This window comes from Acidithiobacillus sp. HP-11 (genome assembly GCF_015100075.1).
GTDB classification, from domain to species: Bacteria; Pseudomonadota; Gammaproteobacteria; order Acidithiobacillales; family Acidithiobacillaceae; genus Acidithiobacillus; species Acidithiobacillus thiooxidans.
On the sequence record NZ_JACKYY010000026.1, the window covers coordinates 17,080 to 42,009 of the forward strand.

At 50.8% G+C, this 24,930-nt stretch carries 24 protein-coding genes and 1 tRNA gene; 11 read left to right on the top strand and 14 right to left on the bottom strand.

Going from position 1 to position 24,930, the window contains the following annotated elements:
• Positions 1-23 precede the first annotated feature (23 nt).
• The 6 genes from H7F08_RS08950 (at position 24) to H7F08_RS08975 (ending at position 4,400) form a co-directional block, all read left to right on the top strand.
• Positions 24-1,859 carry a type IV secretion system DNA-binding domain-containing protein gene (locus tag H7F08_RS08950; RefSeq protein WP_193640371.1) on the top strand — a complete coding sequence of 612 codons (1,836 nt, stop codon included), beginning with the start codon at positions 24-26 and terminating at the stop codon, positions 1,857-1,859.
• Between the two features lie 3 nt (positions 1,860-1,862).
• Entirely contained in the window at positions 1,863-2,672 is an 810-nt protein-coding gene (locus H7F08_RS08955; RefSeq protein ID WP_193640372.1) for a hypothetical protein, read from the top strand.
• A 115-nt stretch (positions 2,673-2,787) separates the two neighbouring features.
• Positions 2,788-2,985, top strand: a complete 198-nt coding sequence (locus tag H7F08_RS08960) for a hypothetical protein (protein WP_193640373.1) — start codon at positions 2,788-2,790, stop codon at positions 2,983-2,985.
• An 88-nt stretch (positions 2,986-3,073) separates the two neighbouring features.
• Positions 3,074-3,454, top strand: a complete 381-nt coding sequence (locus H7F08_RS08965; protein ID WP_193640374.1) for a hypothetical protein — start codon at positions 3,074-3,076, stop codon at positions 3,452-3,454.
• Between the two features lie 482 nt (positions 3,455-3,936).
• Positions 3,937-4,188: a hypothetical protein gene (locus H7F08_RS08970; protein WP_193640375.1), complete on the top strand. Its 252-nt coding sequence runs from the start codon at positions 3,937-3,939 to the stop codon at positions 4,186-4,188.
• 29 nt (positions 4,189-4,217) lie between these two features.
• Positions 4,218-4,400 (top strand): hypothetical protein, encoded by a 183-nt coding sequence (locus tag H7F08_RS08975; protein ID WP_193640376.1) that lies wholly within the window; start codon positions 4,218-4,220, stop codon positions 4,398-4,400.
• Positions 4,401-4,472: 72 nt separating this feature from the next.
• Here the strand turns inward: H7F08_RS08975 and H7F08_RS08980 are convergent, their stop codons facing one another.
• From H7F08_RS08980 to H7F08_RS08995, 4 genes are all read right to left on the bottom strand, one after another.
• On the bottom strand, positions 4,473-4,919 hold the full coding sequence (locus H7F08_RS08980) for a hypothetical protein (protein ID WP_193640377.1): 447 nt from the start codon (positions 4,917-4,919) through the stop codon (positions 4,473-4,475).
• A 65-nt stretch (positions 4,920-4,984) separates the two neighbouring features.
• Positions 4,985-5,635, bottom strand: a complete 651-nt coding sequence (locus H7F08_RS08985; protein ID WP_193640378.1) for a hypothetical protein — start codon at positions 5,633-5,635, stop codon at positions 4,985-4,987.
• Between the two features lie 374 nt (positions 5,636-6,009).
• The gene (locus tag H7F08_RS08990) at positions 6,010-6,993 is read right to left on the bottom strand and encodes a site-specific integrase (RefSeq protein WP_193640379.1); all 984 of its coding nucleotides are present in this window, start codon (positions 6,991-6,993) and stop codon (positions 6,010-6,012) included.
• 91 nt (positions 6,994-7,084) lie between these two features.
• A tRNA-Leu gene (locus H7F08_RS08995) sits at positions 7,085-7,169 on the bottom strand.
• Between the two features lie 55 nt (positions 7,170-7,224).
• Here H7F08_RS08995 and H7F08_RS09000 point away from each other — a divergent pair.
• Positions 7,225-7,830, top strand: a complete 606-nt coding sequence (locus tag H7F08_RS09000) for a nucleotidyltransferase (RefSeq protein WP_075322897.1) — start codon at positions 7,225-7,227, stop codon at positions 7,828-7,830.
• A 41-nt stretch (positions 7,831-7,871) separates the two neighbouring features.
• Here H7F08_RS09000 and H7F08_RS09005 read toward each other — a convergent pair whose 3' ends face one another.
• The 4 genes from H7F08_RS09005 to H7F08_RS09020 all read right to left on the bottom strand — a co-directional run bounded on the left by H7F08_RS09005 (position 7,872) and on the right by H7F08_RS09020 (position 11,343).
• Positions 7,872-8,792, bottom strand: coding sequence for a DMT family transporter (locus H7F08_RS09005; protein WP_193640380.1), 921 nt, complete (start codon positions 8,790-8,792; stop codon positions 7,872-7,874).
• Between the two features lie 89 nt (positions 8,793-8,881).
• Positions 8,882-9,955 carry an NADH:flavin oxidoreductase/NADH oxidase gene (locus H7F08_RS09010; RefSeq protein WP_024894423.1) on the bottom strand — a complete coding sequence of 358 codons (1,074 nt, stop codon included), beginning with the start codon at positions 9,953-9,955 and terminating at the stop codon, positions 8,882-8,884.
• Entirely contained in the window at positions 9,952-10,680 is a 729-nt protein-coding gene (locus tag H7F08_RS09015) for a dienelactone hydrolase family protein (RefSeq protein WP_193640381.1), read from the bottom strand. The genes H7F08_RS09010 and H7F08_RS09015 overlap by 4 nt, the downstream gene beginning before the upstream one ends.
• 54 nt (positions 10,681-10,734) lie before the next feature.
• A complete protein-coding gene (locus H7F08_RS09020; protein ID WP_193640382.1) occupies positions 10,735-11,343 on the bottom strand; it encodes a TetR/AcrR family transcriptional regulator in 609 nt (202 codons plus the stop codon).
• A 127-nt stretch (positions 11,344-11,470) separates the two neighbouring features.
• Here H7F08_RS09020 and H7F08_RS09025 point away from each other — a divergent pair, with 127 nt between their 5' ends.
• Positions 11,471-12,706, top strand: a complete 1,236-nt coding sequence (locus H7F08_RS09025) for a hypothetical protein (protein WP_010638610.1) — start codon at positions 11,471-11,473, stop codon at positions 12,704-12,706.
• 1 nt (position 12,707) lies between these two features.
• On the opposite strand, the gene nadC is transcribed toward H7F08_RS09025, so the two are convergent.
• From nadC to H7F08_RS09055, 6 genes are read right to left on the bottom strand one after another with little or no spacing between them, the layout of a single operon-like run.
• Positions 12,708-13,535 (bottom strand): carboxylating nicotinate-nucleotide diphosphorylase, encoded by an 828-nt coding sequence (nadC, locus tag H7F08_RS09030; protein ID WP_193640383.1) that lies wholly within the window; start codon positions 13,533-13,535, stop codon positions 12,708-12,710.
• Positions 13,532-14,899, bottom strand: coding sequence for a Na+/H+ antiporter NhaA (gene nhaA, locus H7F08_RS09035; RefSeq protein WP_193640384.1), 1,368 nt, complete (start codon positions 14,897-14,899; stop codon positions 13,532-13,534). Before nhaA ends, nadC begins: the two co-directional genes overlap by 4 nt.
• A gap of 2 nt (positions 14,900-14,901) precedes the next feature.
• On the bottom strand, positions 14,902-17,724 hold the full coding sequence (locus H7F08_RS09040) for a valine--tRNA ligase (protein WP_193640385.1): 2,823 nt from the start codon (positions 17,722-17,724) through the stop codon (positions 14,902-14,904).
• Positions 17,725-17,733: 9 nt separating this feature from the next.
• Positions 17,734-18,810, bottom strand: coding sequence for a hypothetical protein (locus tag H7F08_RS15490; RefSeq protein WP_226831114.1), 1,077 nt, complete (start codon positions 18,808-18,810; stop codon positions 17,734-17,736).
• A 14-nt stretch (positions 18,811-18,824) separates the two neighbouring features.
• Positions 18,825-19,250, bottom strand: coding sequence for a DNA polymerase III subunit chi (locus H7F08_RS09050; RefSeq protein WP_193640386.1), 426 nt, complete (start codon positions 19,248-19,250; stop codon positions 18,825-18,827).
• A 10-nt stretch (positions 19,251-19,260) separates the two neighbouring features.
• Positions 19,261-20,760, bottom strand: coding sequence for a leucyl aminopeptidase (locus tag H7F08_RS09055; RefSeq protein ID WP_010638618.1), 1,500 nt, complete (start codon positions 20,758-20,760; stop codon positions 19,261-19,263).
• A 109-nt stretch (positions 20,761-20,869) separates the two neighbouring features.
• On the opposite strand from H7F08_RS09055, the gene lptF reads away from it, so the two are divergent.
• From lptF to H7F08_RS09070, 3 genes are all read left to right on the top strand, one after another.
• Positions 20,870-22,003: an LPS export ABC transporter permease LptF gene (gene lptF / locus H7F08_RS09060; RefSeq protein WP_193640387.1), complete on the top strand. Its 1,134-nt coding sequence runs from the start codon at positions 20,870-20,872 to the stop codon at positions 22,001-22,003.
• Positions 21,990-23,063: an LPS export ABC transporter permease LptG gene (gene lptG / locus H7F08_RS09065; protein WP_010638620.1), complete on the top strand. Its 1,074-nt coding sequence runs from the start codon at positions 21,990-21,992 to the stop codon at positions 23,061-23,063. The genes lptF and lptG overlap by 14 nt, the downstream gene beginning before the upstream one ends.
• A gap of 134 nt (positions 23,064-23,197) precedes the next feature.
• Positions 23,198-24,784 (top strand): dynamin family protein, encoded by a 1,587-nt coding sequence (locus tag H7F08_RS09070; RefSeq protein WP_227487847.1) that lies wholly within the window; start codon positions 23,198-23,200, stop codon positions 24,782-24,784.
• Positions 24,785-24,930: the final 146 nt, after the last annotated feature.

The window sequence follows — 24,930 nt, forward strand, 5'->3', positions numbered from 1 at the left end:
CGAACGAACAAGGAGTATTAACCATGTTTAAGAGCATTTTATCGAAAGCAAAAGATGTTGCGGGGCAGGTAATCACGCAAGAAAACATTGATAAAGCAAAAAGTGTTGCATCCCAAGCTGCACAAAAAGCCCAAGATGCTGCACAAAAAGCCAGCAAGACGGTAGCAAATAAGCATGCAATGCATATTGCAAATAGTCATGTTTCGCACGCTTTATCGCAGAGCGTTGGGGCTAACATTCATCGCGGAACAGTCGTGATGGATTGCACAACGCCTGATATTGTTAGTCGCTTGAAAGCAAAAATGACAGATAAAACAATCGCAATTGGTGGAGTGCCCATTTCTGACGCTGACGAACAACAACATTTTTTATTGTGCGGTGCGCCAGGTACCGGCAAAAGCGTTGAAATTAAAAAAGCGCTTCGTGCAATTCGGAAGCGTGGGCAAAGGGCAGTTGTTTACGATGTAAGCGGCGAATTGGTGAGTTTGTTTTATCGTCCGGGGATTGATCATATTCTCAATCCAATGGATCAGCGCGGCGAAGTTTGGAACCCATGGTTGGATGCTGAAAGTTTTGAATACGCCGCTCTTGCTAAGTCCTTGATACCAGACGCAAAAGGCAACGCTGATGCTTTTTGGACGGAGAGCGGCAGGGCTACTTTTGAGGCTTTGCTTATGCAATGCCCCGATCTTGATTCAATAGTAAGTACAGGACTTTCAGCCCCATTGCCGGAACTTGCCGGATTAGTTGCTGATGCAGGCTTTGCAGGGATGATCGGCCCTGAAAAAACATTTCAGTCCACCCGTTCAACGCTTGCTGTTTATTTGCGGGCATTAGCTCTTTTGCCGAATGTCAAAAGGGATGATTCACAAGCGTTTTCTATCAGAAATTGGCTGGAAAAAGATGACGGCAGTTGGCTGTTTTTGAGTGTTCCATCACGCGCCCGTGAATCTTTGCGGCCTTTGGTTTCAATGTGGCTTGATACCGTGGTACGACAGGCCATGGGTATGCCGCCCGATCCCAACCGCCGCATTTTTTTAAGTTTGGATGAGTTGCCATCTTTACAGCGGATTCCAAGTCTCGCACCGGCTTTAGCAGAAGGCCGTAAATTCGGACTGTCAGCAATTATTGGCGTGCAGGCGTTTGGACAACTCGCGGAAATTTACGGTAAAGAATTGGCGTCAGCTCTTTGGGGTTTGCTTAAAACGCGGTTATATCTTCGCATTGCTGATGCAGAAACAGCCGAAACCGTCAGTAAAGAAATTGGCGATCAGCAATTGAAGCGCGAAACCAGCAGTTCCAGTAATAGTTACAGCAACAGCCATGGTGGCCAAGGCGGCGGTAGTAGTTCTGAAAGCAGCAGTACATCAGAACAGATCGTCATTGAACGGGCGGTACTTCCATCACAAATTGCCGGTTTGCCTGATCTTTACGGGTATTTACGGACTGGCGGAAGTTCCACAGTTGCGCGGGTAAAAGTAGATTTTGACGGCCTTCCGCGTAAAGGCGATCAACCGGAATTTGTCCATCAACCACAGCGGGCGTTGCCCAAATATCAGGCACCCGATCAAGAAACGGGCACTGTTTCGGATACAGCGGCGCTTGAAAATACGGATGCGCGTATTGAAACGCCAACCGTTCAAAATCATGAAGCATCAACACCAACACAGGAGACACAAAGCATGGAAAGTTTAATGCAGCAATACAGCAACAGTATTACCAACGAAACCCGCAATTTTTGTACGGAATACGGCGATGAGTTCTTAGCATCACTGACTGACGAAGATATTGATGCTTTCGCTGATGTGCTCGTTTCTAAAGTCGAAGCCTTACACGATCTCAACGCAATGGAGGGCTAACCCATGGAACAGCAAAACATTTTAGAAGAACAAGCCCGCCGTGCCGCTGAAAATGCCCGTAAAATTGAGCTTTTAGCACAACAAAAGTTTGCCGAAAAGATGCGGGAAGCTGATCAAAAACGGCAGGCGGATTATTCGAGGCAACGTCAAGAAGATGATCGCCGGAAAGCAGAAGCCGCGCAGAAAAAAGATCGTGAACAGCAGGAATTACGAGCAAAAGCGCGGGAAGAAGCCAAGAAACAGGCTATGGAAATGCTGAAAAAGGAGCGTGAAAAAGCGAAAGAACGGCTTGCTGAAAAAGCCAAAGATGGCGAAAAGCAGGATGATAAGCAAATGCATGGTTCATCCAGCGGGCTTACGATGCGGCCATCGTCCGGTGATAAAGATCGGGATAATCTGGAAATGATGGTTGAAATGGATCATCCCGGCTTAACCGATGCGCAAAAAGCCGCAGTTCAGCAGCGGTACGGTGTCCAAGGCGGCGAAGGCTTTCAGAATCGTGAATCCCAGAGACAGAAAGAAGCCGAAGCGCGGGAATCACGCAAAACGCCCGCAGATAAAGCCCAAGATGCGGTGTGGTTTAAGCAGGGTGTATCTTACGATGAACGCCAACGTCGTGAAAGTGAGCGCGATAAAAAGCGGATAATGCAAATTGAACAAGCTAAAGTTCAGAAAATTCAGGCGCAACAGCAGCAGAAAGTAACATCAAAAGCGCCTGAAAAAACGGTTGAAAAAGCGCCACCGCCTAAAGTGCAGAAAGCGCCTACCAAGTTTCAGTTTGAACAAGAGCAGGAGCCACAAAGGACGCATTGAGTGTAAATAAAAGGGGTTGGCGTTGCTATGGGCGCATTGGCTTGTAAAAACGCCGCTTTAATGAGTGGGTGCCCTGTTATTGATGGGGTGCCCTTTTCAAGAAGGAGATTGATTCATGGATTTGGCAGAAGATGATCAAGAGGAAATGCGCATTAAAAAGGCGCGTATGCGTAAACAAAAGCGTCAACAAATAACGCGGGAATTCATGCAAATGATGCAGGATTCGGCAACAGAAAGTGCGGCGGAAACGGTTCGATGGATTGGAGGGATTGCGGTTTTTATTGTTATCATGTGTTTAATTGTGCCGCATTAAAATTATAGGTTTTTCGTTGTTCGTGGTGTTATTGGGGGCTGATGGTTTCGCCCCTTTTTTGTTGGGTGGATGCTTAGGATTTGGGTGGATGCTAAATATTTTTGTTAATGCTTCGAAGTACGATGAGAAAAGGAGCCGCTGGCGCGTCTCTTTTCTCTGCACTTCGCAACAGCAGCTATCGCCGCCGTTGCTCGATGAAAGCCTGTGCCCAACCAAAAAACAAAAAGCAAAAGCTGTACATGAAACAAAAGCGGCGGGCTTGCGCCCTTGCTTTTTTATATTGTGCCTATGCAGGGCAGCGATGGGCTACGCCATCGCGCCCATGCCCGCAAATTTGTGCCAGAATAAAAGCCGCAAACAACAAAAATGTGCAGGATTCCGAATTTGTGCCCATATCCTGATCGGTACCCTATCCCATGCCGCTGTTCACCAAAAAACCAAACAAGGGCGGAAATTGTGCCTAAAATAACCCCAAAACAGCCCCAAAATCCATTAAACCGCCATACAAGCCCCACAACGCATTTTATTGTGCTTCTGGTATGGTAGGCTATCCCGTATCGTTTTAATGCCGTACAGAGCTTACATGGCGGCAATTTTTTCAGGCAAGGCATCAAAAATCATGATTTCCCAACTTTCCATGGCTGGACAGCGGATAAATCAATAATTGTGCTCTGAACATCCGGTGATTCTTTTCGTGCCTTTTGCCGTTCCCGATAAGCCGCTTGTGCTGCTTTAACCGCTTCTTTTCGCGTTGCATATTTACGCGGGCGTCCAACTTTGGGCTTCCTTGATTTATATGACTCGTACTATTAGTAAGGGTGATTCCCCATCGCCAATAAACCATCGAAAACCATCAAATAATGCTTTGCACATCAATATAAATACTGTATAGTAGTAATCAGAGAAACAAAGCAGTATAACTTGTTGCTCATTGTTAAAGGAGATGCACCAATGTTTGAATTTATCCTTGATTTAATCCGTCGCCATATTTTTATTGCTATGGCCTTACCGTTTGCCATTGTACTTACAGGGCATCTCTTGACAGCCCATGATTTTAATGATGAAAACGCGGTATCGCAAATCGCTACACTTATGCATAAGCAGGATGAAAACGGCGGTATGCAGACACAGAGTTTTACGCAGATTGCAAATCAAATGAATGATAAAATTCGTTCGATTATGCCAGAGCGAGATGATTATTGATGATTGACGAACAAAAAGGAGTGTAAATAATGGGTAAATTAACGGAATACAGGCGATCGCAGATCAGGGAAAACGCAAGGACATTTCGGCAAAAACAGATGGATAAGGGGTTAAATCAATATTCATTTTGGCTGACGGATGAACAGGTGCGGGCTATTCGGAAGTGGTTAAAGAATGGCGATGGGGCAGAGCTTCCATCGCCGGATGATTGATCGTGATTAAACCGTGAATGGGTGATGAAATGTATGTATCTTTAGAACAAATGGGGCAAATGCCCCTTTTGTTTAATTCATCGAAAGGTTATTTGATGTGCTTGGGGCTGTTTCTCCACTGAATTCCGCATCCAACTCTGCAGATACCGCATCAATTTTTTGATTGGTTCTACCATTGATTTCTTTATCGGCAGAAAACTGATCCTGCTCTGCATAAATCTGTTCTTCCGTAACGCCACGGTTCAATAAAGACAGTTTGCGAAATTCTGCCGATTTTTGCCAACCCTTACGTTTTTGGCGCTCCTTAAAAAAACGTTTTCTGGTAATAGCTAATTCTTCGCGGGTATTTTTGAGTTCAACCGCAATGGCTAGTGCCGCGTTATGGGAGTAGTCCACTTGCATCTCGGCAACATCGGCATCATGACGCGCACTACGCACAGCCGTATCCGCATTTTGCTGTTTATTCCGTGCCTGTTGTGTCCCAATTTCCTTACCTACCAAAAAATCCATAATACCCATTTTGTGCTCCTTAGCGTGTGTTTGGAAATGTTTGTTATGACCGAAAAGTTGTATTTAGTCTCTTTTCAATCAATAGAAAATAAATATTTAAATACATTAATGCCGGTTACAACTGGATGATATGTCAGTAGCAACAAATCTATTTCCTTATTCTCATTGCAATACTCATATTTACTTTGTATTTCTCTTGTGTAGAGTTTACCAATATCTCCATATATCAATTTACCAAGACATTGGTTGTCGTTTTGTGGATTAATAAGATACGATCCAATTGTCGCATCGATAATTATTCTATCTTCAATCGTGATCCAGGCATGTGCGCTGATTACGGGCATATTTACCTTTTCATCCATTGGGATTTGCGTTGTACCTTGAATATAATTAAGAAGCGGTGCTTCAAAATAACTTTTCCCATCATATTCTATACTACCTAATGTTATTGTTGAATTGATATGCTCTGTTTGTAAGTATTCGTAAATTAACATATGAATTCCAAAACAGTCTGTTCTAAATTTATTGACCGGAGAAAAACCGAGTTCTTTATATTTATCAAAAGTTCGGTATAATGTGTTAACTATTATTGAAGTTTCTTCATCAAGTAATTCCTGAAAGCCTGTGGATATTGTGTATTTTTTTAAATTGTCTAATTGGTAACCAAGATCGCAGGTTTTCTGTTGCGCAGCCTTGAATTCGCTTGAATACTGATATGTTTCCATTATGTGCTTCCTTATTTATTGACATGATCTATGCACAATTTAATCTTTACGAATTAACAAACCTTAAAAATTCGTAACATCGAATATATAAAGTTGATACCCTGAAATGTTAGGAGGTTCGTTTGATTCAATAACCATTGATATTGGATTTATTATTCCCTGATTATTCTGTATGAGCTCTTCTGGGCAAAACTTGCAATCGGGAAATGATTCCTTATTCGTCAATATCCAATTATGCGCTTCTTGTTTAGTGTTAAACATCATAGGTTCCCCTGATAATGTTCCAACAGCACCATTATTCTTGTTGCATGTTATTATCCACACCATTTTTACCGTCCTTGTAAATGTTATAACAGAATTCAACCTGCAGTGATTTACCCCATCCTTTTTGCCAAATCCTCAGCCTTCAGGTGCGTGTACCGCTTGAGCATCTGCAAAGTTTTATGTCCTGTTATAGCACTGACTTCCACAGGATTAAAGCCTTTCTCAAACAGTCTGCTGGTGGCCTCATGGCGGAGATCGTGAAAATGTAAATCCTCGATATCCGCCCGTTTGCGTGCCGCAGCAAACGAATGGGAAATGTCTGCACCCGGAAACACTTTATCGCCGGTATCGCGTGGTAATGCTTTCAAAACAGCAAGGGCACGACTGGATAATGGAATAAACCGATCTTCGCCATTTTTGGTGTCAAAGAGTTGTGCGGTACATTTTTCAAAATTTACATCTTTCCATAGCAGTTTTCGTATCTCACCCCGCCGCATGCCGGTTTCCAGAGCAAATAATACAATAGATTTTAATGACGGGGCACATTCGGCTAACAGCTTCTTTTCTTCAATGAGAGACAACCGCCGATCCCGTGCTTTGCCCGGTGATGGTTTTCGTACCGCTAACACCGGATTCCGCAAACCTTCCATGCGCCACTCTTTCATGGCGACCGTGTACAGATTGGAAATGATGGCAAGTTCAAGACGAACAGAACTCACGGAAAGTCCTTCTGCCAAACGACGATCGCGATATTCAGCTAAATCAGCCCCGCGAATTTGCGACAAATACAGCTTGCTGATCTTGTCTGTTTTGAGTTTGCCGATGCGGTACAATTCAATCTTGCCGGATTTCTTCAAGATGGAAACTTCTTTGCCGTATCGATCAAGTGCCTCGGAAAGCGTTGTACTATCCGCTTCCGCCATGTCGATCCATGAACCGCGCAACATTTGCGATTCAATGGTAGCAGCCCATGTTTCCGCTTCGCGTCGTGTACGAAACATCTTATTCTGTTGGGGAAACCCCTTGCGGGTAATGCGAACTTGCCAGCCTATGTGTTCGCCTTGATCGTCATATCGTGGACGGATGGATGCCATATTTCATGCTCACTTTGTGCCGATGAAAACCTATCTTACACAAAATTTACACGCAAATTCAAATTTCACAGCCCATCTTTCCGTAAGTATTTGGTGCGAAAGGGGAGACTCGAACTCCCACGCCGTGCGGCGCTGGAACCTAAATCCAGTGCGTCTACCAATTCCGCCACTCTCGCTTACGCGCTATCTTATGCGGAATAGTCTCTGGCGACAATCATCGGAGTACCGAGCATGAGCAAGTCACAGCAACCCCATCGTTTACGCCGTTTGCTGGCTGTGGAGTCGGCGCGGATCATGGCGGAGGAGGGCGTCGTGGATTTTCGGGTGGCCAAGGAAAAAGCGGCGCGGCGTTTGGGTGCGGGGGGGGATGCTCAGCACCACTGGCCGAATAATAGTGAGATAGAATCGGAATTACATGCCCGCCTGCAGCTTTTTCACGGACCTGCCCATGCGGTGGATTTGCGCGAACTGCGCGAGCGGGCGCTGAAAGCCATGCAGTGGCTGGAGGTGTTTCAGCCGCGTCTGACCGGCCCGGTGTTGAATGGTACGGCTACGCGCCATGCGGCAATTACCCTGCATTTATTTGCGGATGCCCCTGAGACGGTCATTTTCTTTTTGATGGACCAGAAAACACCTTATGAAGAAAGCTGGCAGCGCCTGCATTTTGGCGATGCCCCGGCGCAAGATTATCCCTGCCTGAAAATTGACTACGCAGACACGGAGATTCGTCTGGTCATTTTTGCGCTGGATGAAGACCGGCGCAGTCCCGCTTCGCCTGTGGATGGAAAACCGGTGAAGCGTGCGACTGGTCAGCAATTGCGCAAAATGCTGGAATAAGAGCAGACGCGAAAAGGACTTTAACATCCAAAATTTTCGATTTATTCCTGACCCGTTGGCAAAATAGCGTTTTCCTGTTCACGGGGGCGCAGGTGTTGCCAGCTGACCAAAGCCAGTGCGACAAAAATGCAGACCATTCCCACACCTTCCCAGCCTCCCGGAGTTTCTCCCAATTGCAGCCAGGCGGCAACGACGCCAATCAGCGGCGCTGCCAGGGTGCCCATGCCCGCGATTCCCGAGGGCAGTTTCTGCAAGGCGTAGGCCCAGAGAAAATAGGCCAGAGCAGTACCGGGAATAGCATTATAAAGCAGGGCACCGACAAATACGGGTGTCCAATGAACCGTCAGCGGGTCAATAAACAAGGTCATGGCAATCAGCCCGAGTCCGCCGAAAATGGTTTGCCACAAAGTACTGTTGAATAAATCCATGTCGGGGGGCGCATAACGCTTTTGCCAGAGGGCGGAACTGGCCCACAAAATGCCCGAAATCAGTGCAATCACGCTGCCAGTCCATTCGCCGTCGAAACTCCAGGGCTTCAGAATGGCAATCAGACCCAACAGGGCCAATAGCACGGCGGGCCATTGTAATCCGTGCAATTTCTCGCCGAGTAGAGGCCAGGCAAACACAATCAGCCAAAGCGGCATCATGTAGACCAGAATGGCCGTTTTTCCGGCGCCGCCGTATTCCAGCGCCCAGAGGGCAAGCCCAATAAAGCCGGTGGTTTGCAACAGGCCGAAGGGAATGATATAGCGGGCTGAGGGCATCCGCAGTGGTCTTTTCAGCCAGATGATCAGGGGAATCAGGACGATGACACTTAGCCAAACGCGCAGAGTGGCAAACAGCAGGGGTGGGCAGTCGCTTATGGCGACTTTCATGACGACCCAGTTATATCCCCAGATTATGGACAACAGGGCCAGTGCAGCCAAAGGCCAGAGTGTCACCGGTTTTTTGGGGGAAGGCATCAGGCTGTGGCTCCAGAATGTAAAAACCGGGATGGCAACCCATCCCGGCGATTCACTTAACCCCTCCCTGTGGAGAGATAAGCGACGTTTTAGCGCAATTTGGCCCGATCGTATTGTTCTGGCCAAGGCAAGTCTACTCCCAGTTCCCGGGCGGCGTGCAGGGGCCAGTAAGGATTGCGGAGTAATTCCCGGGCAAGGGCGATACCATCGGCTTGTTCTGTAAGCAGAATATGTTCGGCCTGCATGGCTTCGGTAATCAGTCCGACGGCAACAGTGGGTAATCCGGTTTGTTCGCGTATTTGTTGTGCGAAGGGCGTCTGAAAGCCAGGGCCAGCCGGAATGACCGCATCAGGGGTCATTCCGCCGCTGCTACAGTCAATAACGTCCACAGCTCTTGCCTGCAACTGCTTGGCCAGGGCGACGGATTGTTCCAGATCCCAGCCACCGGGTACCCAGTCTGTGGCCGAAATGCGAACCCACAGAGGCAGATGGTCGGGCCAGACCGCGCGCACGGCATCGGTGATTTCCAGGGGCAGACGCATCCGGTTTTCGAGGCTGCCACCATAGGCGTCATCCCGATGATTACTGATGGGCGAAAGAAAGCTGTGCAGGAGGTAACCATGGGCCATGTGCAGTTCGAGAACTTCAAATCCGGCATGGAGCGCTCTTTGTGCAGCAGCCACAAAGTCCTTGCGGACCTTTTCGATATCCTGAGCAGTCATGGCCTCGGGTACCGTGTGAGCCGGACTGAAAGGCAGCGGGCTGGGGCCATAAGGTTGCCAACCCTGTTCCGCATCAGGCGCGATAGGTGCGCCGCCGGCAAAGGGGGCCTGAGTAGAGGCCTTGCGTCCGGCATGGGCAATTTGTATGGCAGCTACGGCCCCCTGTTTTTTCATGAAGCGGACGATGGGTGCCAGAGCTTCGGCTTGGGAGTCGTTCCAGATACCCAGATCGCGCGGAGAAATGCGACCCTCGGGACTTACAGCGCTGGCTTCGGCCATGACCAGTCCGGCGCCACCCACCGCGCGGCTGCCGAGGTGAACCATGTGCCAGTCACCGGCTACCCCGTCCGGGGTGGAGTACTGACACATGGGGGCGACGACAATGCGGTTGCGCAGCGTGATGCTGCGCAGGGTCCAGGGTGTGAACAGTTTGTGACTCATGCCTGCCCTCCAAGATGCTGACTGAAATGATCCATGGTAAGGCGCCAGCCTTCGGCGGCAGCTTCGGGACGATAGCTGTCACGCGGGTCGGCAAAAAACCCGTGGGGAGCACCGGGGAACAGCGTAAGGGTATAACGCTTTTTGGCGGTGCTGAGGGCTGCGGCAATGCGTCCATGTTCTTCCGGGGTGATGGATTGATCTTCGGCCCCGTAAAGGAGTAGCAGCGGGGCGCGCATCTGCTCGACCAGATGCAGGAGCGGTTGGCGTCCGGCCGGATCCTTATCCGGGGCAATGCCACCGCCATAAAAGGCGACGGACGCGCCGATTTTGTCGGCATGTACGGCATTGGCCATGAACGCAAAGCGGCCGCCCATACAAAAGCCGACAGCGCCGATGGCGTGCTTCATGACTTCGGGACGTTTTTGCAGTTCGGCAATGGCCAGCCCCGCTTCCTGCATGGCCAGATCATCTTTCAGGGTTTTAAGGTGCGCGATGGCATTTTCAAAGTCGGCATATTCGTACACCTTGCCATGATACAAATCGGGGACGATGGCGCAGTATCCCGCCCTGGCAAATCGTTCGGCTACTTCCTGAAAATGGCTGTTTACGCCAAAAGCTTCAATAAATATGACGACGCCAGGATGCGGGCCGTTGCCGCCGGGGCGGGCGTACCAGGCGCGGGGACCATTTTCCAGTTGTAGCCATTCGGAATGAATTTCAGACATCACTCTACCTCCTTATTCGAGCATGAAAAAAGGGAAGGGGGGATTGTTACGGGATCAGACCGCTAAAGACTGAATATAAACTTGTAGTTGCCGGAGGCAACGTTGGTAGGCGTCGATGGATTGGGCGTTTTTGCCCAGCCCGACACAGCCTTCAATGGAAGCAACAACATAAAGGGCGATATCCTCGGGATTCGAGTCCTGACGTACCTGACCTGCGGATTGACCTTCCTTGAGTGCCTGTGTGACGACTTCTACCCAACGTTCAATGATTTTTTGCAGACCCTGCCGAAAGGATTCATCCAGAGGACTCATTTCCTGAATCAGGTTGTTGAGCGGGCAACCATAGCGAATAACGGATTCATCCGCTTGGGAAATTTTCTCTGCGATGAGATTGTACAGACCAATGATGGGATTATCGTGTTGGGCGAGCATGGTAAACCAGCGCTCTTCCAGTTGCGGCCCGATCACTTCTTCAATGACCGCGAGCCCGAGATCGCGCTTGGTACCAAAATGATGATAAAGCGCCCCTTTGCTTACAGAAGTGTTGGCGAGGATACGCTCCAGACTCGCAGCCTGAAAGCCGGATTCCAGAATTTCGTGGTAAGCAGCATCCAGAAGATCGTTGCGGGTCTGTTCGGGATTACGCGTTTTACGTTGGCTCATAGTCATCATAAGCTTGGAAGATACCGACCAAACGGTATCTTGTCAATAAAGCATACGTCCGGTTTGGGAAAATGAGTTCAGCGCGTTAAACTGACAAGCAGTGTTTGAAGGCGAATCGGGGTGGTGGATGAAAGCATCAATAGATTTTCAGCGGCAGGGTGACAAGCAGAATTCGGCTTTTTTTGAAGAATGGTTAGGGCGCCTGTTGGAAGATCGCGATCGCCAGGGGCTTACGGAAAATATTGGCCGCATCGATGCGCTGATGATTACGGTAGAGCCGGGACATTCTGCCGCTTATGTGCATGAATTGTGTTTGATGACGCCTTACAATTATCTGGTCACCCTCGAAACCGATCAGCATTCCACCCACATTCTCCGCATTGATATGAATGCGCCCGATGTGTTGGTTCGTGAAGTGAAAGATCCCAATCTGCATGGTATTTTCCGCAGCCTGAACGAGGTGTATCCAGTGGGGGCCAAGCGTCCCAACTCGCGATACATGGGAGAAGTCTTTCAGGTCAAAAATCTCCATGAAGTAGTTGCCGTACAAAAAAACCGCGAAGTTCGGTTTTTTAATCAGGAGCAGGTGCGGCACCTGGAGTTGCCGGGCAATATGGTTATCGTCAAACCTTCTCCCTATACCCACAATATTGTCGGTTACTGGGAACGGCCTGATGATGACATCCGCGTTTATTCCCTCGGCGTGTCTTCCATTCGCGATGATATGCAGGTGGCTTTTGAACAAGCCAAAGTGTTACGAGAACAACTGGGTCTGGAGCAATTACTGCTGCCCATCGATCATCTGGCAACCCGGGTATACAGTCAGAACCGGGAAGCCGCCATTCTCGAATATCTGACTCTGTCCAGTTATTACTACTGGGGTTCTTACGATATTCCCGACCAGAACTCTTCTACCAATGTTACCAAAAGCGTGCATTATGAAAATGTGTTGAATAGTCCTGCCAAGGTGTTTACCGCTGCCAATCATCCTTATTTTTGCAATCATTTGATTGGTCAGCCTTCGCCCACCGAGGCCTTTGTGCGTAATTTTGGCCCCCGCCTGCATCACATTGCCGTGGGCGTGCAAGACGGACGTACCCAGGATCAGATCAACATTGATTATGTGGTGGACGCTCTGCGAAATTGCGGGCAGAAGTTTCTGTTGCAGGTCATCGGTTCGGAGCAGGAAGGCTTGAAACAGATTTTTTCCAGTGCTTCCGAGCACTCTTCCCTGATTATTGAATACGTGCAGCGTTTTGGTGGATTTCAGGGGTTTTTCACCAAGGAAAATGTCGCTGACCTGACCGCTGCTGCGGGCGCCGATGAGACGCTGCGCAGCCTTGATGCAGAAGCCCGCGCCTGAGCTAAAAATAGCGCAGGGATAAATCCAGGCTCTGTAAATTCCGGGTAAGGCTGCCGACAGAGATAAAATCGACGCCGGTAGCGGCCACAGCGGCTATGTTGTGGATGCCCATATTCCCCGAAGCTTCCAGAGGAATTTTTCCGGCCACTCTCTGCACGGCCTGGCGCAGGGATTCCAGCCCGAAATTATCGAGCAGGATCATGTCCGCCCCTGCCACCAAAGCTTCTTCGAGTTGTTCCAGATTTTCCACCTCAATTTCGGTGCGGGTCAGGGCCGGAGCAAGGGACCTGGCAGCACTCAGCGCCGCCGTAATGCCACCACAGGCGGCAATGTGATTTTCCTTGATGAGAATCCCGTCAAACAGCCCCAGCCGATGGTTGTGCCCGCCACCCACACGCACCGCATATTTTTGTGCCTGACGTAAGCCGGGTATGGTCTTGCGGGTGTCCAGCAGGCGGGTCCTGCTGCCCTTCAGCAATTCTACAAAATGATGCACGGCCGTTGCGGTGCCCGACAGGGTCTGGAGAAAGTTCAGGGCGCAACGCTCGGCGCTGAGGAGGGCGCGGGCTGGGCCTTCGAGGTGGCACAGCACCTGATCGGCGGCGACGGCGCTCCCTTCAGCAACCTCCCAGTGTAGCTTCAGTTGCTTGGAAAGTGCCGCAAACGTGGCCGTGGCGTAGGGTTGTCCACAGAGAACCCCCGGCTCACGACTGATGATGCGGGCCTGGAGTGTCTGCGCTTCGGGAATGAGTGCAGCGGTCAGATCACCGCTCCCGAGGTCTTCGCGAAGGGCCTGTTTGACGACATCTATGAGGTCTTCAGGAATCATTCCAACTCCTTGGTTTTGCTGCCTACCCAAAACAGCCAGATTAATCCTGCGCAGGCGGCAGTCAATGAAGCCAGTAAAATGCCCAACTTGGCTTCTTCTACCAGCAATGCATCTTTAAAGGCCAGGTCACTGATAAATAGAGACATGGTGAAGCCGACCCCGGCCAGACCGGCAGCACCAAGAAGATGGGGCCAACTCACCCCGCTGGGCATGCGGGCCATTCTGATTTTGATGGCCAGCCAGCTTGCCAGGGAAATGCCGACAAATTTCCCGAGCACCAGTCCCAGAAAAATACCCAACGTGACCCGGCTGAGCAGCATTTCAATGCTGATGTGGGCGAAATTGATGCCGGCATTGGCCAGCGCAAAAATGGGAATCACGGCAAAAGTTACCCAGGGCTGGAGGCGATGTTCCAGATGTTGTTGCGGGGCAATGGCCTCGGCACTGCTGTGTTCAATGCTTTGAATGATGCCCGCGAGCTTGCCGTTGACCAGCGGATCAAGCCGTTTGCTGTGAATGATGGTATCGCGCAGGTTTTCACTGCGGGCGCTGAGGGTGTCCGCCAGTTGGTCAGGACGAACCCGTCCCCGTGCAGGGATGGTGAAGGCGAGCAGAATGCCGGCGACCGTGGCATGAATGCCGGAGAGCATCACAAAATACCAGAAAGGCAGCCCCAGAATCAGGTAAGGCAGAACTTTGCGAACGCCACTCTGGTTAAGCAGAATCAAGGCCAGCAGAATCAAGCCGGCGATGATCAATGCCGAAACATTCAGTGATGGCGTGTAAAAAATAGCAATGACCAGTACTGCGCCAAGATCATCGGCAATAGCCAGAGCGGTCAGAAATACAATCAGGTTACGCGGGATCCGCCAGGCCAGTAAAACCAGGATGCCAATGGCAAAGGCAATGTCTGTGGCCATGGGAATTCCCCAGCCTTCGGCGGCAGGCCCGCTGGGATTGATTTGGTGATATATCAGTGCAGGTACCAGCATCCCGCCCCCTGCGGCAATAATGGGCAGGGCTGCGTCCCGTAGGGAAGATAATTCTCCTACCAGAAATTCCCGTTTTAATTCCAGACCGACCACAAAAAAGAACACGACCATCAGTCCGTCATTGATCCAGTGGTGCAGACTCTGGTCGAGTATCCAATGACCCCAATGGATGCCGAAATGATTTTCCCAAAACAGGTGATAGGACTGATGCCAGGGGGAATTGCTGAGGAACAGGGTCAGCAGTGTCGCGACAATGAGAATAATTCCACCTGCTGTCGCGCGTCGCAAAAACTGCTCGAAAGGCGAAAAGACCTTGCCAAAGAGCAGTTCGAGGGGGTAGTAATGTGTTTGGCGAGACTCGGAATCCGCCATGTTCAGAGCAACTCCAGTCGTGCTGCCTGTTCCTCCAGTTGCTGCAGGGCCGCTTCAATTTCCCGCAAACGCTCTTCTTCCTTGGCGACGACTTCGGCGGGAGCACGGCTACGAAAACTTTCCTGGCCCAGTTTACCGAGGGTTTTACCCCGGTCGGATTCCAGACGTTGCTGTTCCTTGTGCAAACGTGCCCGCTCAGCACCCACATCTATGACCCCGGCCAGAGGGACCAGGACTTTCAGATCTCCCAGCAGTTGCAGAGCGGCCGGGGGGGCTTCTTCGCTGTCTGACAGCCATTCCAGACTGATTAAACGGGCCAGGGCAAACAGCCAGTGTTGGTAGTGCTCTGCACGGGTACGATCCCGGGCAACGCCGCCTTGCAACAAAACTGGCAGTAATTTGCTGGGCGGGATGTCCATCTCACCACGAACGGAGCGTACGGCGCGAATGGCATTGATGAGCCACTCCGTATCGGCATCGGCCTCGGGATCCACACGTTGCAGATCGGCTATGGGGTAGGGCGCTACAGCAATGCTGCTACCGCCTTTGTCGAGCATGGGTGCAATGCGCTGCCAGAGTTCTTCACTGATGAACGGCATCACCGGATGCAGCAGACGTAAACCGGCTTCCAGTACCCGCAACAGGGTGTTGCGGGTTCCGCATTGCTGCGCCGCCGTAAACGGGCTGTCTTCACGCAGCACCGGTTTGCAGAGTTCAATGTACCAGTCGCAGTAATCATTCCAGAAAAATTGGTACAGTGCGTGGGCAGCATCGGCAAAGCGATACTGATCAATGGCGGTGTTTACCGTTGCTTCACAGTGCTGCAGGCGTCCGATAATCCAGCGTTCCGGGGCCATCAGTTCTCTCTCGCCGTGCAGCAGGCTGATTTCGGGAACCTGCATCATGGCAAAACGCGCGGCATTCCAGAGTTTGTTGCAGAAATTACGGTTACCTTCCACGCGTTTCAAATCAAATTTGATGTCCCGACCCTGGGTGGCCAGAGCAGTAAAGGTAAAACGCAGGGCGTCAGTTCCGAAGGCGGGAATCCCCTCGGCAAATTCCTTGCGCGTGGATTTTTCGATTTTGGCAGCCATTTGCGGCTGCATGAGTCCCCTGGTGCGTTTGGCAACCAGATCTTCCAGGCTGATTCCATCGATCAAATCGATGGGATCCAGCACGTTGCCCTTGGATTTACTCATTTTCTGGCCTTCGGCATCGCGGACCAGGCCATGGATGTACACTTCCTGGAAGGGTACTTCATCCATGAAGCGTAAACCCATCATGATCATGCGTGCGACCCAAAAGAAAATAATGTCGAATCCGGTAACGAGAACGCTACCCGGATAAAAGCGCGCGAGATCCGGTGTTTTTTCCGGCCAGCCAAGAGTTGTAAATGGCCAGAGGGCGGAGCTGAACCAGGTGTCGAGCACATCGGGATCCCGTTCGAGGACCACGGGCATCCCGTAATGGCGGCTGGCCTGACTGTGGGCTTCCGCTTCGTGGCGTGCGACAAATATGTGCCCGTCGGGTCCATACCAGGCCGGAATCTGGTGTCCCCACCAGAGCTGCCGGGAAATACACCAGTCTTCAATCCGGTTCATCCAGTCAAAATAGGTTTTGTTCCAGTTTTCCGGCACAAAGCGAATCCGGCCTTCTTCTACGGCCTTGATGGCGGGTTCAGCCAGTGGTGCCACTTTTACATACCACTGATCCGTCAAATAGGGTTCAATGGCCGCCTGGGAACGATCGCCACGCGGCACCATCAGTTTGTGCGCGTCTGTCTGTACCAGCAGTCCTTCGCTTTCCAGTTGGGCCAGTATCTGCTTGCGCGCAGCATAGCGGTCCAGTCCTTTGAGTGCGCTTGGAATTTCTTCGGCCGGAGTGGATTCTGCGCTGCTGAATATCTCAAGGCTGTCCCGAATACGGGCATCGGGGGTGAATACGTTGATCAGGGGTAAATGGTGACGCTGACCCACCTGATAGTCATTGAAATCATGGGCCGGGGTGATTTTGACACAGCCCGAGCCAAATTCCGGATCCACATAATGATCGGCAATGACCGGAATTTCTCGCCCCATGATGGGCAGACGCAGAGTTTTGCCAATCAGGGCGGCATAACGTGGGTCGTCGGGATGCACAGCAACAGCGGCGTCTCCCAGCAGGGTTTCCGGACGGGTGGTCGCCACCACCAGAGAACCACTGCCATCGCTCAGCGGATAACGAATGTGCCAGAGAAAACCGTCTTCTTCCTCACTGAGTACTTCCAGGTCCGATACTGCGGTGCGTAGGACCGGATCCCAGTTGACCAGACGTTTGCCACGATAGATGAGGCCTTCATCGTGAAGTTGCACAAATACTTCGGTGACCGCTTGCGATAAACCGCTATCGAGGGTGAAGCGTTCCCGCGACCAGTCACAGGAGGCGCCCAGACGGCGCATCTGTCGGGTAATATGCCCCCCTGACGCATGACGCCATTCCCAGACTTTCTCTAGAAAAGCGCTGCGCCCCATCTGATGACGGTCACCACCCTCCTGCACAATCTGGCGTTCCACCAGCATTTGTGTGGCAATTCCGGCGTGGTCGGTGCCGGGTTGCCAAAGTGTTTCTTCGCCGCGCATCCGGTGAACCCGGACAAGAATATCCATGAGGGTATCCTGAAACGCATGCCCCATATGCAGGGTGCCGGTGACATTGGGTGGCGGCAACATGATGCAGTAGGGGTTTTGCCCGGGCTGAGGCTGGAATATTCCAAGTTCCTCCCAGCGTTGGTAACAGGTCTGTTCTATTTCGGCGGGGGCGAAGGGGCGGTCTAAATGGTCAGTCATGAGCCTTCATCAGTCAGGTTCGGTGGGGGTGATTTGTTCCAGGCCATTATGCAGTACCCGCTGAAGAATTTCAGGTAGGGAAGCGCGCATTTCCTGGGCAAGACTTTCGCGCAATTTAATGCCTTCCAGTGCCAGCGTGCGCATCAAGGTCAGACTGACCTGTTCTTTCCAGACTTTCTGCAGATGCTGAATCATCTGTTCTTCCATCTCGTTAATGACCCGTCTTTCTATTTCCTGAAACAGTAATTGCTCAAAATCTTTCAGGAAATCAAGATCAAGAGGAGTTTTTTCTGGCACAGGTGATGGCTCGGGTTCCTGTACTGGATGTCCTTCCACAAATTCTTGATGTTCTTCTTCTTGATGTTCTTCGACGGATGGCTTAATTGCCGCATCTGCGGCCGTATCTGTAATGGAAGCCTCCGGCTCAACCCTGGTAGCATCTACAGTTACTTCCTCAACAGGTTCTTCGGCGGGTTCGGGATTGCTCTCTGCAGTTTCATTGATAATGTGCTCAGGTTGCAAGGCTTCAGACACTGGCGATTCGCCAATATCCTCTTCAAACCGTATTGGTTTTTCAGCGGGTTCCGGATTTATTGGTGCAGGCTTCAGGTGTTCGCTGACCAGACCGGTAATGGATTGATCTGCGAAATCGGAATCACTTTTTTCTCCAAATGTAGGCTCGGATCTGGAGCTGGTAAACTGCATGAGTCCCTGGCGCATACGCTTAAGTGCTGCTTCCAGGTCGCGGTCTTCAAAGTCCTGCTGCGGATTGGCTGTTTCTGCTGGCTGCCAACGTGCTTCACTTTGCGTGTACATTTTAGCCTGTTCTGTGTCAGCGACGGCTGTAGAGCCAGATTCAGCTTCTTCCCATTGCATCGAAAATTTATCGGCCTGTCCGGCATCAAGGGATGCTGGTGTTTTATGGGATTCGCTATTGGGTTCCGGCATGAAAGGTGATTCTTCATGGCGCCAAAGCTGCGGAGGTAAACCTTCGCGTACAACCTTGGTAAGCAGCAAGGGCGCGTCGTCGTTGTCTTCCAGTGATTCTTCAAGCACTGGTTCCTTGCGATCAGATTGTTTATTCATTGTGGTATCTCCGGTTAGGCTTCCAGGGTATGTACCTGCAAAGTGTATCCGATGTTCTTCAATGTTTTATATCTCTCTCTTGCCAGGTTGCGAGCGTTGCTCTCGGCTGGAATAAAATCTACCAGTCTTTCACACGCCGGAAGTGGCTCAGGAAGATTCTGCAAGGCACACAACACGGCAACCACGCAGGCATCCGGCCATGGTTGTTGGTAGTGTATGCGCACAGAATACTTTGCCCCCAGTCCATGAGGAATAAAAGCATCCGCTTGAAAAGTCCAGAGCATGTCGTCCACGCTCTGAGCGGTTACCAAATCTGCGCAGAGAATATCTGCTTCCCCAACAACTTGCCAGACCTTGTTGATGACCCGACAAATGGCGCGTAATTGTTCCTGCGGTGTCAGCAGGGTAGCTGGCAGGTCATAGAAGGAAGCAGCCGGCAAGGTGCTACCCTCAGGCAGTTTGACGGGATCGGTTGAGAAGATATTCGACCAGCAAAGGGACGGGGCGCCCGGTGGCACTTTTATTTTCGCCGCTTTTCCAGGCTACGCCCGCAATATCCAGGTGTGCCCAATGATAGTTTTCCGTGAAGCGCGACAAAAAGCAGGCGGCAGTAATGGTTCCGGCCGGACGACCACCGACGTTGGAAAGATCCGCAAAAGGGCTCTTCAGCTGTTCGTGGTATTCTTCAAAAAGAGGTAATTCCCAGGCGCGGTCCATACTTTCCTTGCCAGCGCTGATCAGATCATGAACCAGCCCTTCGTGGTTACCCAACACAGCGGCGGTTTGGTGCCCCAGGGCAATAACACAGGCACCGGTCAGGGTGGCCATGTCAATGACGACATCGGGTTCGAAGCGTTCAACGTAGGTGAGGGCATCAGCGAGAATCAGGCGACCTTCAGCATCTGTATTAATGACCTCTACCGTCAGCCCTTTCATGCTCTTGTGAATATCACCGGGTTTGGTGGCCTGGCCGTCAGGCAGGTTTTCAGACGCAGGCACTACCGTGATGATGTTCAAGGGCAGTTTCAGTTCGGCAGCCGCCTGGATAGCAGCAAGAGCTGCAGCACCTCCACACATGTCATATTTCATTTCATCCATTTTGTCAGCAGGCTTCAGAGAAATGCCCCCTGCGTCAAAAGTCAGGCCCTTGCCTACAAAAACAATGGGGGCCTGTTCATCGTTTCCTCCCCAGTATTCCAGAATAATCAGGCGTGGTTCCTGACGGGATCCCTGGGCAACACCCAGTAATAAGCGCATATCCAGTGCTTCCATGGCATCTGGACCGAGAATGGTGCTTTTGATTCCGGTTCGTTGCGCCATGGCTTCGGCCTGTTGTGCCAGCCAGGTGGGGGTACAGATATTGCCGGGTTCATTGGCCAGATCTTTCGCCCAGGCGACTGCCCGCGCGGTCGCCAGCGCTTCGGCACTGGCCTGTTTTACAGCCGCTTCTTCTTCCGCGCCACCAGCTACATTTAAATGCAGATGGGTCAGGCTGCGCCGGGGCTTTTCCGATGGTTCCTTATGATGATCAAACTGATAATCGGCATCCATGACTGCCTGCACTACAATTTTGCTCAAAGCTGCGGGTGAGCGACGGGCAACGGGTGTTTCCAGCAGATAAAAACTGACCTGGCTGATTTGCGCCTGCTGCAAGGCTTTGCCAGCACTTTGTACCGCTTTGCGAAATTTGCTGTCCTTAAGCTTGCCATGGGTGCCCAAGCCCAGCAGCATCACGCGCTGGGTAGCCAACCCGGGTAGCTGATAGAGAATTTGGGTTTCCCCACACTGGCCACTGAAGTCTCCCATCGCCATAAATTTCTGCAGGCCGCCGTCACAGGCTATATCCACCAGGGTGGCTGCAGGGCTCAGGATACCGTGTTCATAAACACCGACGACGATGCAATCCACTTTGTCGGTATTGGGCTTGAGGGCATGAATGGCTATCTCCACGGTAAATCTCCTGATAATCTGTGACTGAGGAATTCAATATGAACGAAAGTGTACAAAGTAAGCCCCAAAGGCGCCGTGAATCAAGTGATGGATTACAAGAGAATCGTCCATGACCCGCATCCATCTGCAGATTATCCGTAATATTTCAGTCACCTTTCTGCTGACCTGTCTGGTCATTCTGGCCATTCTGGCGATTGGTCAATTGACCCAACTGCTGAAGCAGGTCGCATCGGGGCAGTTGCCGTTACCGGTTGTCCTGCAATTGTTGGGGCTGGCACTACCAACACTGCTGGTGACAGTGTTGCCCCTTGCGTTTTTTTTCGCGGTATATCTGGTATTCAACAATTTGTATCGTTCCAATGAAATGGTGGCAATTCGCAGTACAGGCACTGGTTTGACAGGATTATTGCCTGCAGTAGCCGTGGTGGCTGGGGTTGTTTTTTGTCTGGAGCTGGGTTTAGCGTTGATTTGGGCGCCTGCAGCCCAACGCACGCTTCAGTCGGAGTCTGAAAGGCTGGCCAATGTCGCTGCAGAAGCGATGCTGCAGCCCGGCAGTTTCACCTCCTTATCGGGGGGGCGGGTGATTTATGTGGGTTCTGCCATCGGAAAAAATACCCACCGTTACCATGAAATTTTTCTCTCCATCGCCCAAGGTACACAATCCGATATGGCAACCGCAGCTTATGGGGAAATCAAACCGGGTGATGATGGCGCACTCAGTCTGGTGCTTATTGATGGGCAGCGCTATCTCGGTCAACCCGGACAAAATGGTTTCAAGGTGCTGTCATTTGCGCGTTACCGGGTGATGCTTGGCAATTCTGCTATCAATGGTAGCAACCAGGCTGGCGGAATCAGCTGGACTAATGCATCCTTGACCCAGTTGGTGGATCATTTTTCTGGTCTGGACAGGCGCTATGCGGTGACGGAGCTGCAATGGCGTCTGATATGGCCTATTGCCCTGCCGCTTCTGGCATTGTTAGCTATTCCACTGGCTTACAGCGAGCCGCGCGGTGGTGGTCGAGCCGCCGGAATGTTGCTTGGCGTTCTCTTCCTGCTGGCGATAAATAACGTTCTGATCTATATAAAAGAGCACATGATGGCGGGCAAAATGCCGCTTTTTCCGGGATTTCTCTGGGTAGTGCTGGGCATCGCCTTGATCGCTTTTTATACGTTTCTCCGCCGGAGTCGGGATTTGGGTTTGCTGCCTGTATTGTTCAGTCAGAGTGCGCATGAAACGCGCTGATCGGCTGCTGTTTCGTGGCATGCTGGCCTACAGCAGTATTGTATTGCTGTTGTTGTTGGCGCTGGTCTATGTTGCCCAATTGATTGCCAAAGCTTCAGGGCCGGGGCACGGTATCTGGAATATGACGCGACTCATGCAGTACGCGGCTTTGCAAATGCCCGAAGTTGCCTATGATGTTATACCTCTGGCCCTGTTGCTTGGCGCCTTGGTCTGGATGAGTATTCTCAGTGGCCACTCTGAGGTGATTGCCTTGCGCATGTCCGGCTGGTCCCTATGGCGTCTGGAGCAGCCCTTGTTGCTGGTTGGCTTGCTGGGGACGGTTTTGATGTTCGCCCTTGGAGAATGGGTGATTCCTGTTACGGCTCCGGCATCTGAAGCCATGTGGGCCAATGCCAGTCAGCCCGGCGCCGGTTTTCATAATATGGGAAATGAGGGGCTCTGGTTGCGGCGTGATAAGCAACTCATTCAGATTGGTGCAGTGGGTGATTCAGGCAAGATACTGCAGGATGTACGCATCGTCTCACTAAGTCCCGGGATGGTGGGACTGAAGACCATGACCCACGCAGCTTCTGCATATTATGAGGCAGGTCATTGGGTATTGCAGAATGTTGAGTTGACCACGATTTCGCCGCAACAGTTACAGATGCGGCATGAACAAAGCTTGCTCTGGAACATCAAAATGCCGCCTTCTACGCTCAGCAGTTTTGCCCATCCGACGCGCACCATGACCCTGCCCACGCTCTGGCGCAACTACCAGAATCTGCAAACCGGGGTAATTAAAATGAATCGTTTTGCCTTGGCGTTCTGGCGACGCTTGAGTTATCCGTGGGTAGGCCTGATCATGATTCTGTTGGCGGTCCCATTTGTCACCCGCAATCCCCGTGGTGGAGGGCTAGCCGCCAGGGTGATGGCCGGACTGGTGCTCGGGCTGGGGTTTCACTTTTTGACGGAGATGTCTGGATATATCAGTGTGTCTGGAGGGATCAGCCCGGTAATGGCTACGCTGTTTCCCATTGTTCTATTTGTTCTTATCGCCGGTTTTTTGCATCGTATTACTTAAAAGAAATTATTGGCTGGTTTTTTTCGTTGTTACCCCGCCTTTTTACATTATAATGTGGCCAACTTCCTAGGAATTGTACAAGACGATTTCAGATGCCCCGGATGTTGGATGGAGAGATGATCATGGCCTTACCGTTGCTGATTGAACACCTGAGAGAATATCATCAATGGCGCATGCGTATCGCAAATGCTGTGGATCAAATAGCAAAGCTTTCTGTCGATTTGGAAATTCTTCCTAGTGGTACCATGTTGCGGATGCAGAATCTATCCCGGGAAATCGCCGGAGATCAGCTGCGTATTTCATTTTTTGGTGAGTTTGCGCGGGGTAAATCCGAACTCATTAATGCCCTGTTTTTTTCAGATCTTGGTGCGCGTCTGATGCCCTCTGGTCCCGGGCAGACCACTATGTGTCCGGTTGAAATTACTTATGGCTTGGCGCCGCCTTCGCTTCAATTGTTACCAATACGCAGTAGAACACTCAATGATTCAATAGAAAAATTAAAGAAAAATTCTGGTCTGTGGACTTTTTCTCCATTGAATCCCGATGACCTGAACGATTGTGCAAAGCTTATGGGACAGTTGACAGAAACTCTTTGTGTTTCAGTGCAAGAAGCCCGAAGTTATGGATTATGCCCGCAGATTAAAGAATTGGGTTCGAATATAGCAACAACGCACTGTGCTTCTTGTGGGGAAGGGATGGTGAAGATTTCCCGTTGGCGTTACGCCTTGTTGCAATGGCCGCATCCGGTTCTGGAGGCCGGATTGGTCATCTTGGACACACCGGGTCTTAACTCTTTGGGCAGCGAGGCGGATTTGGGCCTGGAGGCAGCGCGTAGTGCGGATGCTCTGATATTTGTGCTGAGCGCCGATACTGGTGTAACTCAAAGTGATCTCGCAATATGGGAACAATCGCTCGGACGCCATGCCTTACAAAATCAGTTGGTGGTATTGAATAAGGTAGATACGCTATGGGATGACTTACGAGATCCCGGACAGGAGTCTGCAGTTGTTCAATCCCAACGTGAAAAGACTGCAGGGCAGTTAGGTCTAAATGTTGATCAGGTCATAGCCGTTTCTGCTCAGAAAGGCCTATTAGGTCGCATCCGGCATGATGATCAATTGTCTGCCAGAAGTGGACTGAAAGAGCTGGAAGAGGCTATAGCAGAAACGCTTATTCCAGGAAGGTGCAAATCCATTCTTGATAGTGCGCAACGACTGATTAAAAGAGTGGTTATTGATCAGCGGGTGCTTTTGGAGGAGCAAATCAAGAACCTCGGCGGCGAGATTGAAAGTATGGAACGGCTTCAGGCGCAAACTGGCGAGCAGCTGCCGCGATTGCTGGAAAGGCAGCAAAAACTGTTGCGATCATTTGCCGGTGATCGTGATTCTTTTGTCTTGAAAGAACAAGAATTTCTGGAATCGGCCAATTCCTGGTTATTACAGGCGCTTTCTTTGGAACAGCTTGATCAGATTGTCATGTCTGCACGTACCGAGTTGTTGGCTGCCTGGACTACGGTCGGTATTTATGACCGGTTTTCACGGTTTTTTGAAGAAACTATTGCACAATTTGATAATGCTCTGGAACGGGCTAATCGCCTTTCAGCACTCATGTTGGATGCCTATAGAATACTTGAGCAACAGTATGGTTTGCCCAAACTTGACACTATTCCCTATGCTATTTTACCCCGGCGTGCCGAGTTGCTGGGTTCCTCGCTGTTTTAAGTGGGTAGCTTGAGATCCAGCTTACCCAGTACGAGGTAAGCCATGTTAATAAAATTCTTGTGGGTGCGATAGCCCCGTGCCCTGGATTTGGCGGACTGGAGCAGACTGTTGAAACCMTGTCTCTTATACACATCTCCGAGCCCACG

Excerpts from the sequence above, each read along its gene's own strand:
- lptG (WP_010638620.1), top strand. The coding sequence starts at position 21,990 with ATGAAACGCGCTGATCGGCTGCTGTTTCGTGGCATGCTGGCCTACAGC.
- H7F08_RS08980 (WP_193640377.1), bottom strand. The coding sequence starts at position 4,919 with ATGGGTATTATGGATTTTTTGGTAGGTAAGGAAATTGGGACACAACAG.
- H7F08_RS08965 (WP_193640374.1), top strand. The coding sequence starts at position 3,074 with ATGCTAAATATTTTTGTTAATGCTTCGAAGTACGATGAGAAAAGGAGC.
- H7F08_RS08985 (WP_193640378.1), bottom strand. The coding sequence starts at position 5,635 with ATGGAAACATATCAGTATTCAAGCGAATTCAAGGCTGCGCAACAGAAA.
- H7F08_RS09005 (WP_193640380.1), bottom strand. The coding sequence starts at position 8,792 with ATGCCTTCCCCCAAAAAACCGGTGACACTCTGGCCTTTGGCTGCACTG.
- H7F08_RS08975 (WP_193640376.1), top strand. The coding sequence starts at position 4,218 with ATGGGTAAATTAACGGAATACAGGCGATCGCAGATCAGGGAAAACGCA.
- nhaA (WP_193640384.1), bottom strand. The coding sequence starts at position 14,899 with ATGGCGGATTCCGAGTCTCGCCAAACACATTACTACCCCCTCGAACTG.
- H7F08_RS08990 (WP_193640379.1), bottom strand. The coding sequence starts at position 6,993 with ATGGCATCCATCCGTCCACGATATGACGATCAAGGCGAACACATAGGC.
- H7F08_RS09040 (WP_193640385.1), bottom strand. The coding sequence starts at position 17,724 with ATGACTGACCATTTAGACCGCCCCTTCGCCCCCGCCGAAATAGAACAG.
- H7F08_RS08970 (WP_193640375.1), top strand. The coding sequence starts at position 3,937 with ATGTTTGAATTTATCCTTGATTTAATCCGTCGCCATATTTTTATTGCT.
- nadC (WP_193640383.1), bottom strand. The coding sequence starts at position 13,535 with ATGATTCCTGAAGACCTCATAGATGTCGTCAAACAGGCCCTTCGCGAA.
- H7F08_RS15490 (WP_226831114.1), bottom strand. The coding sequence starts at position 18,810 with ATGAATAAACAATCTGATCGCAAGGAACCAGTGCTTGAAGAATCACTG.
- H7F08_RS08950 (WP_193640371.1), top strand. The coding sequence starts at position 24 with ATGTTTAAGAGCATTTTATCGAAAGCAAAAGATGTTGCGGGGCAGGTA.
- H7F08_RS09020 (WP_193640382.1), bottom strand. The coding sequence starts at position 11,343 with ATGAGCCAACGTAAAACGCGTAATCCCGAACAGACCCGCAACGATCTT.
- H7F08_RS09015 (WP_193640381.1), bottom strand. The coding sequence starts at position 10,680 with ATGTCTGAAATTCATTCCGAATGGCTACAACTGGAAAATGGTCCCCGC.
- H7F08_RS08960 (WP_193640373.1), top strand. The coding sequence starts at position 2,788 with ATGGATTTGGCAGAAGATGATCAAGAGGAAATGCGCATTAAAAAGGCG.
- H7F08_RS08955 (WP_193640372.1), top strand. The coding sequence starts at position 1,863 with ATGGAACAGCAAAACATTTTAGAAGAACAAGCCCGCCGTGCCGCTGAA.
- H7F08_RS09000 (WP_075322897.1), top strand. The coding sequence starts at position 7,225 with ATGAGCAAGTCACAGCAACCCCATCGTTTACGCCGTTTGCTGGCTGTG.
- lptF (WP_193640387.1), top strand. The coding sequence starts at position 20,870 with ATGACCCGCATCCATCTGCAGATTATCCGTAATATTTCAGTCACCTTT.
- H7F08_RS09025 (WP_010638610.1), top strand. The coding sequence starts at position 11,471 with ATGAAAGCATCAATAGATTTTCAGCGGCAGGGTGACAAGCAGAATTCG.
- H7F08_RS09010 (WP_024894423.1), bottom strand. The coding sequence starts at position 9,955 with ATGAGTCACAAACTGTTCACACCCTGGACCCTGCGCAGCATCACGCTG.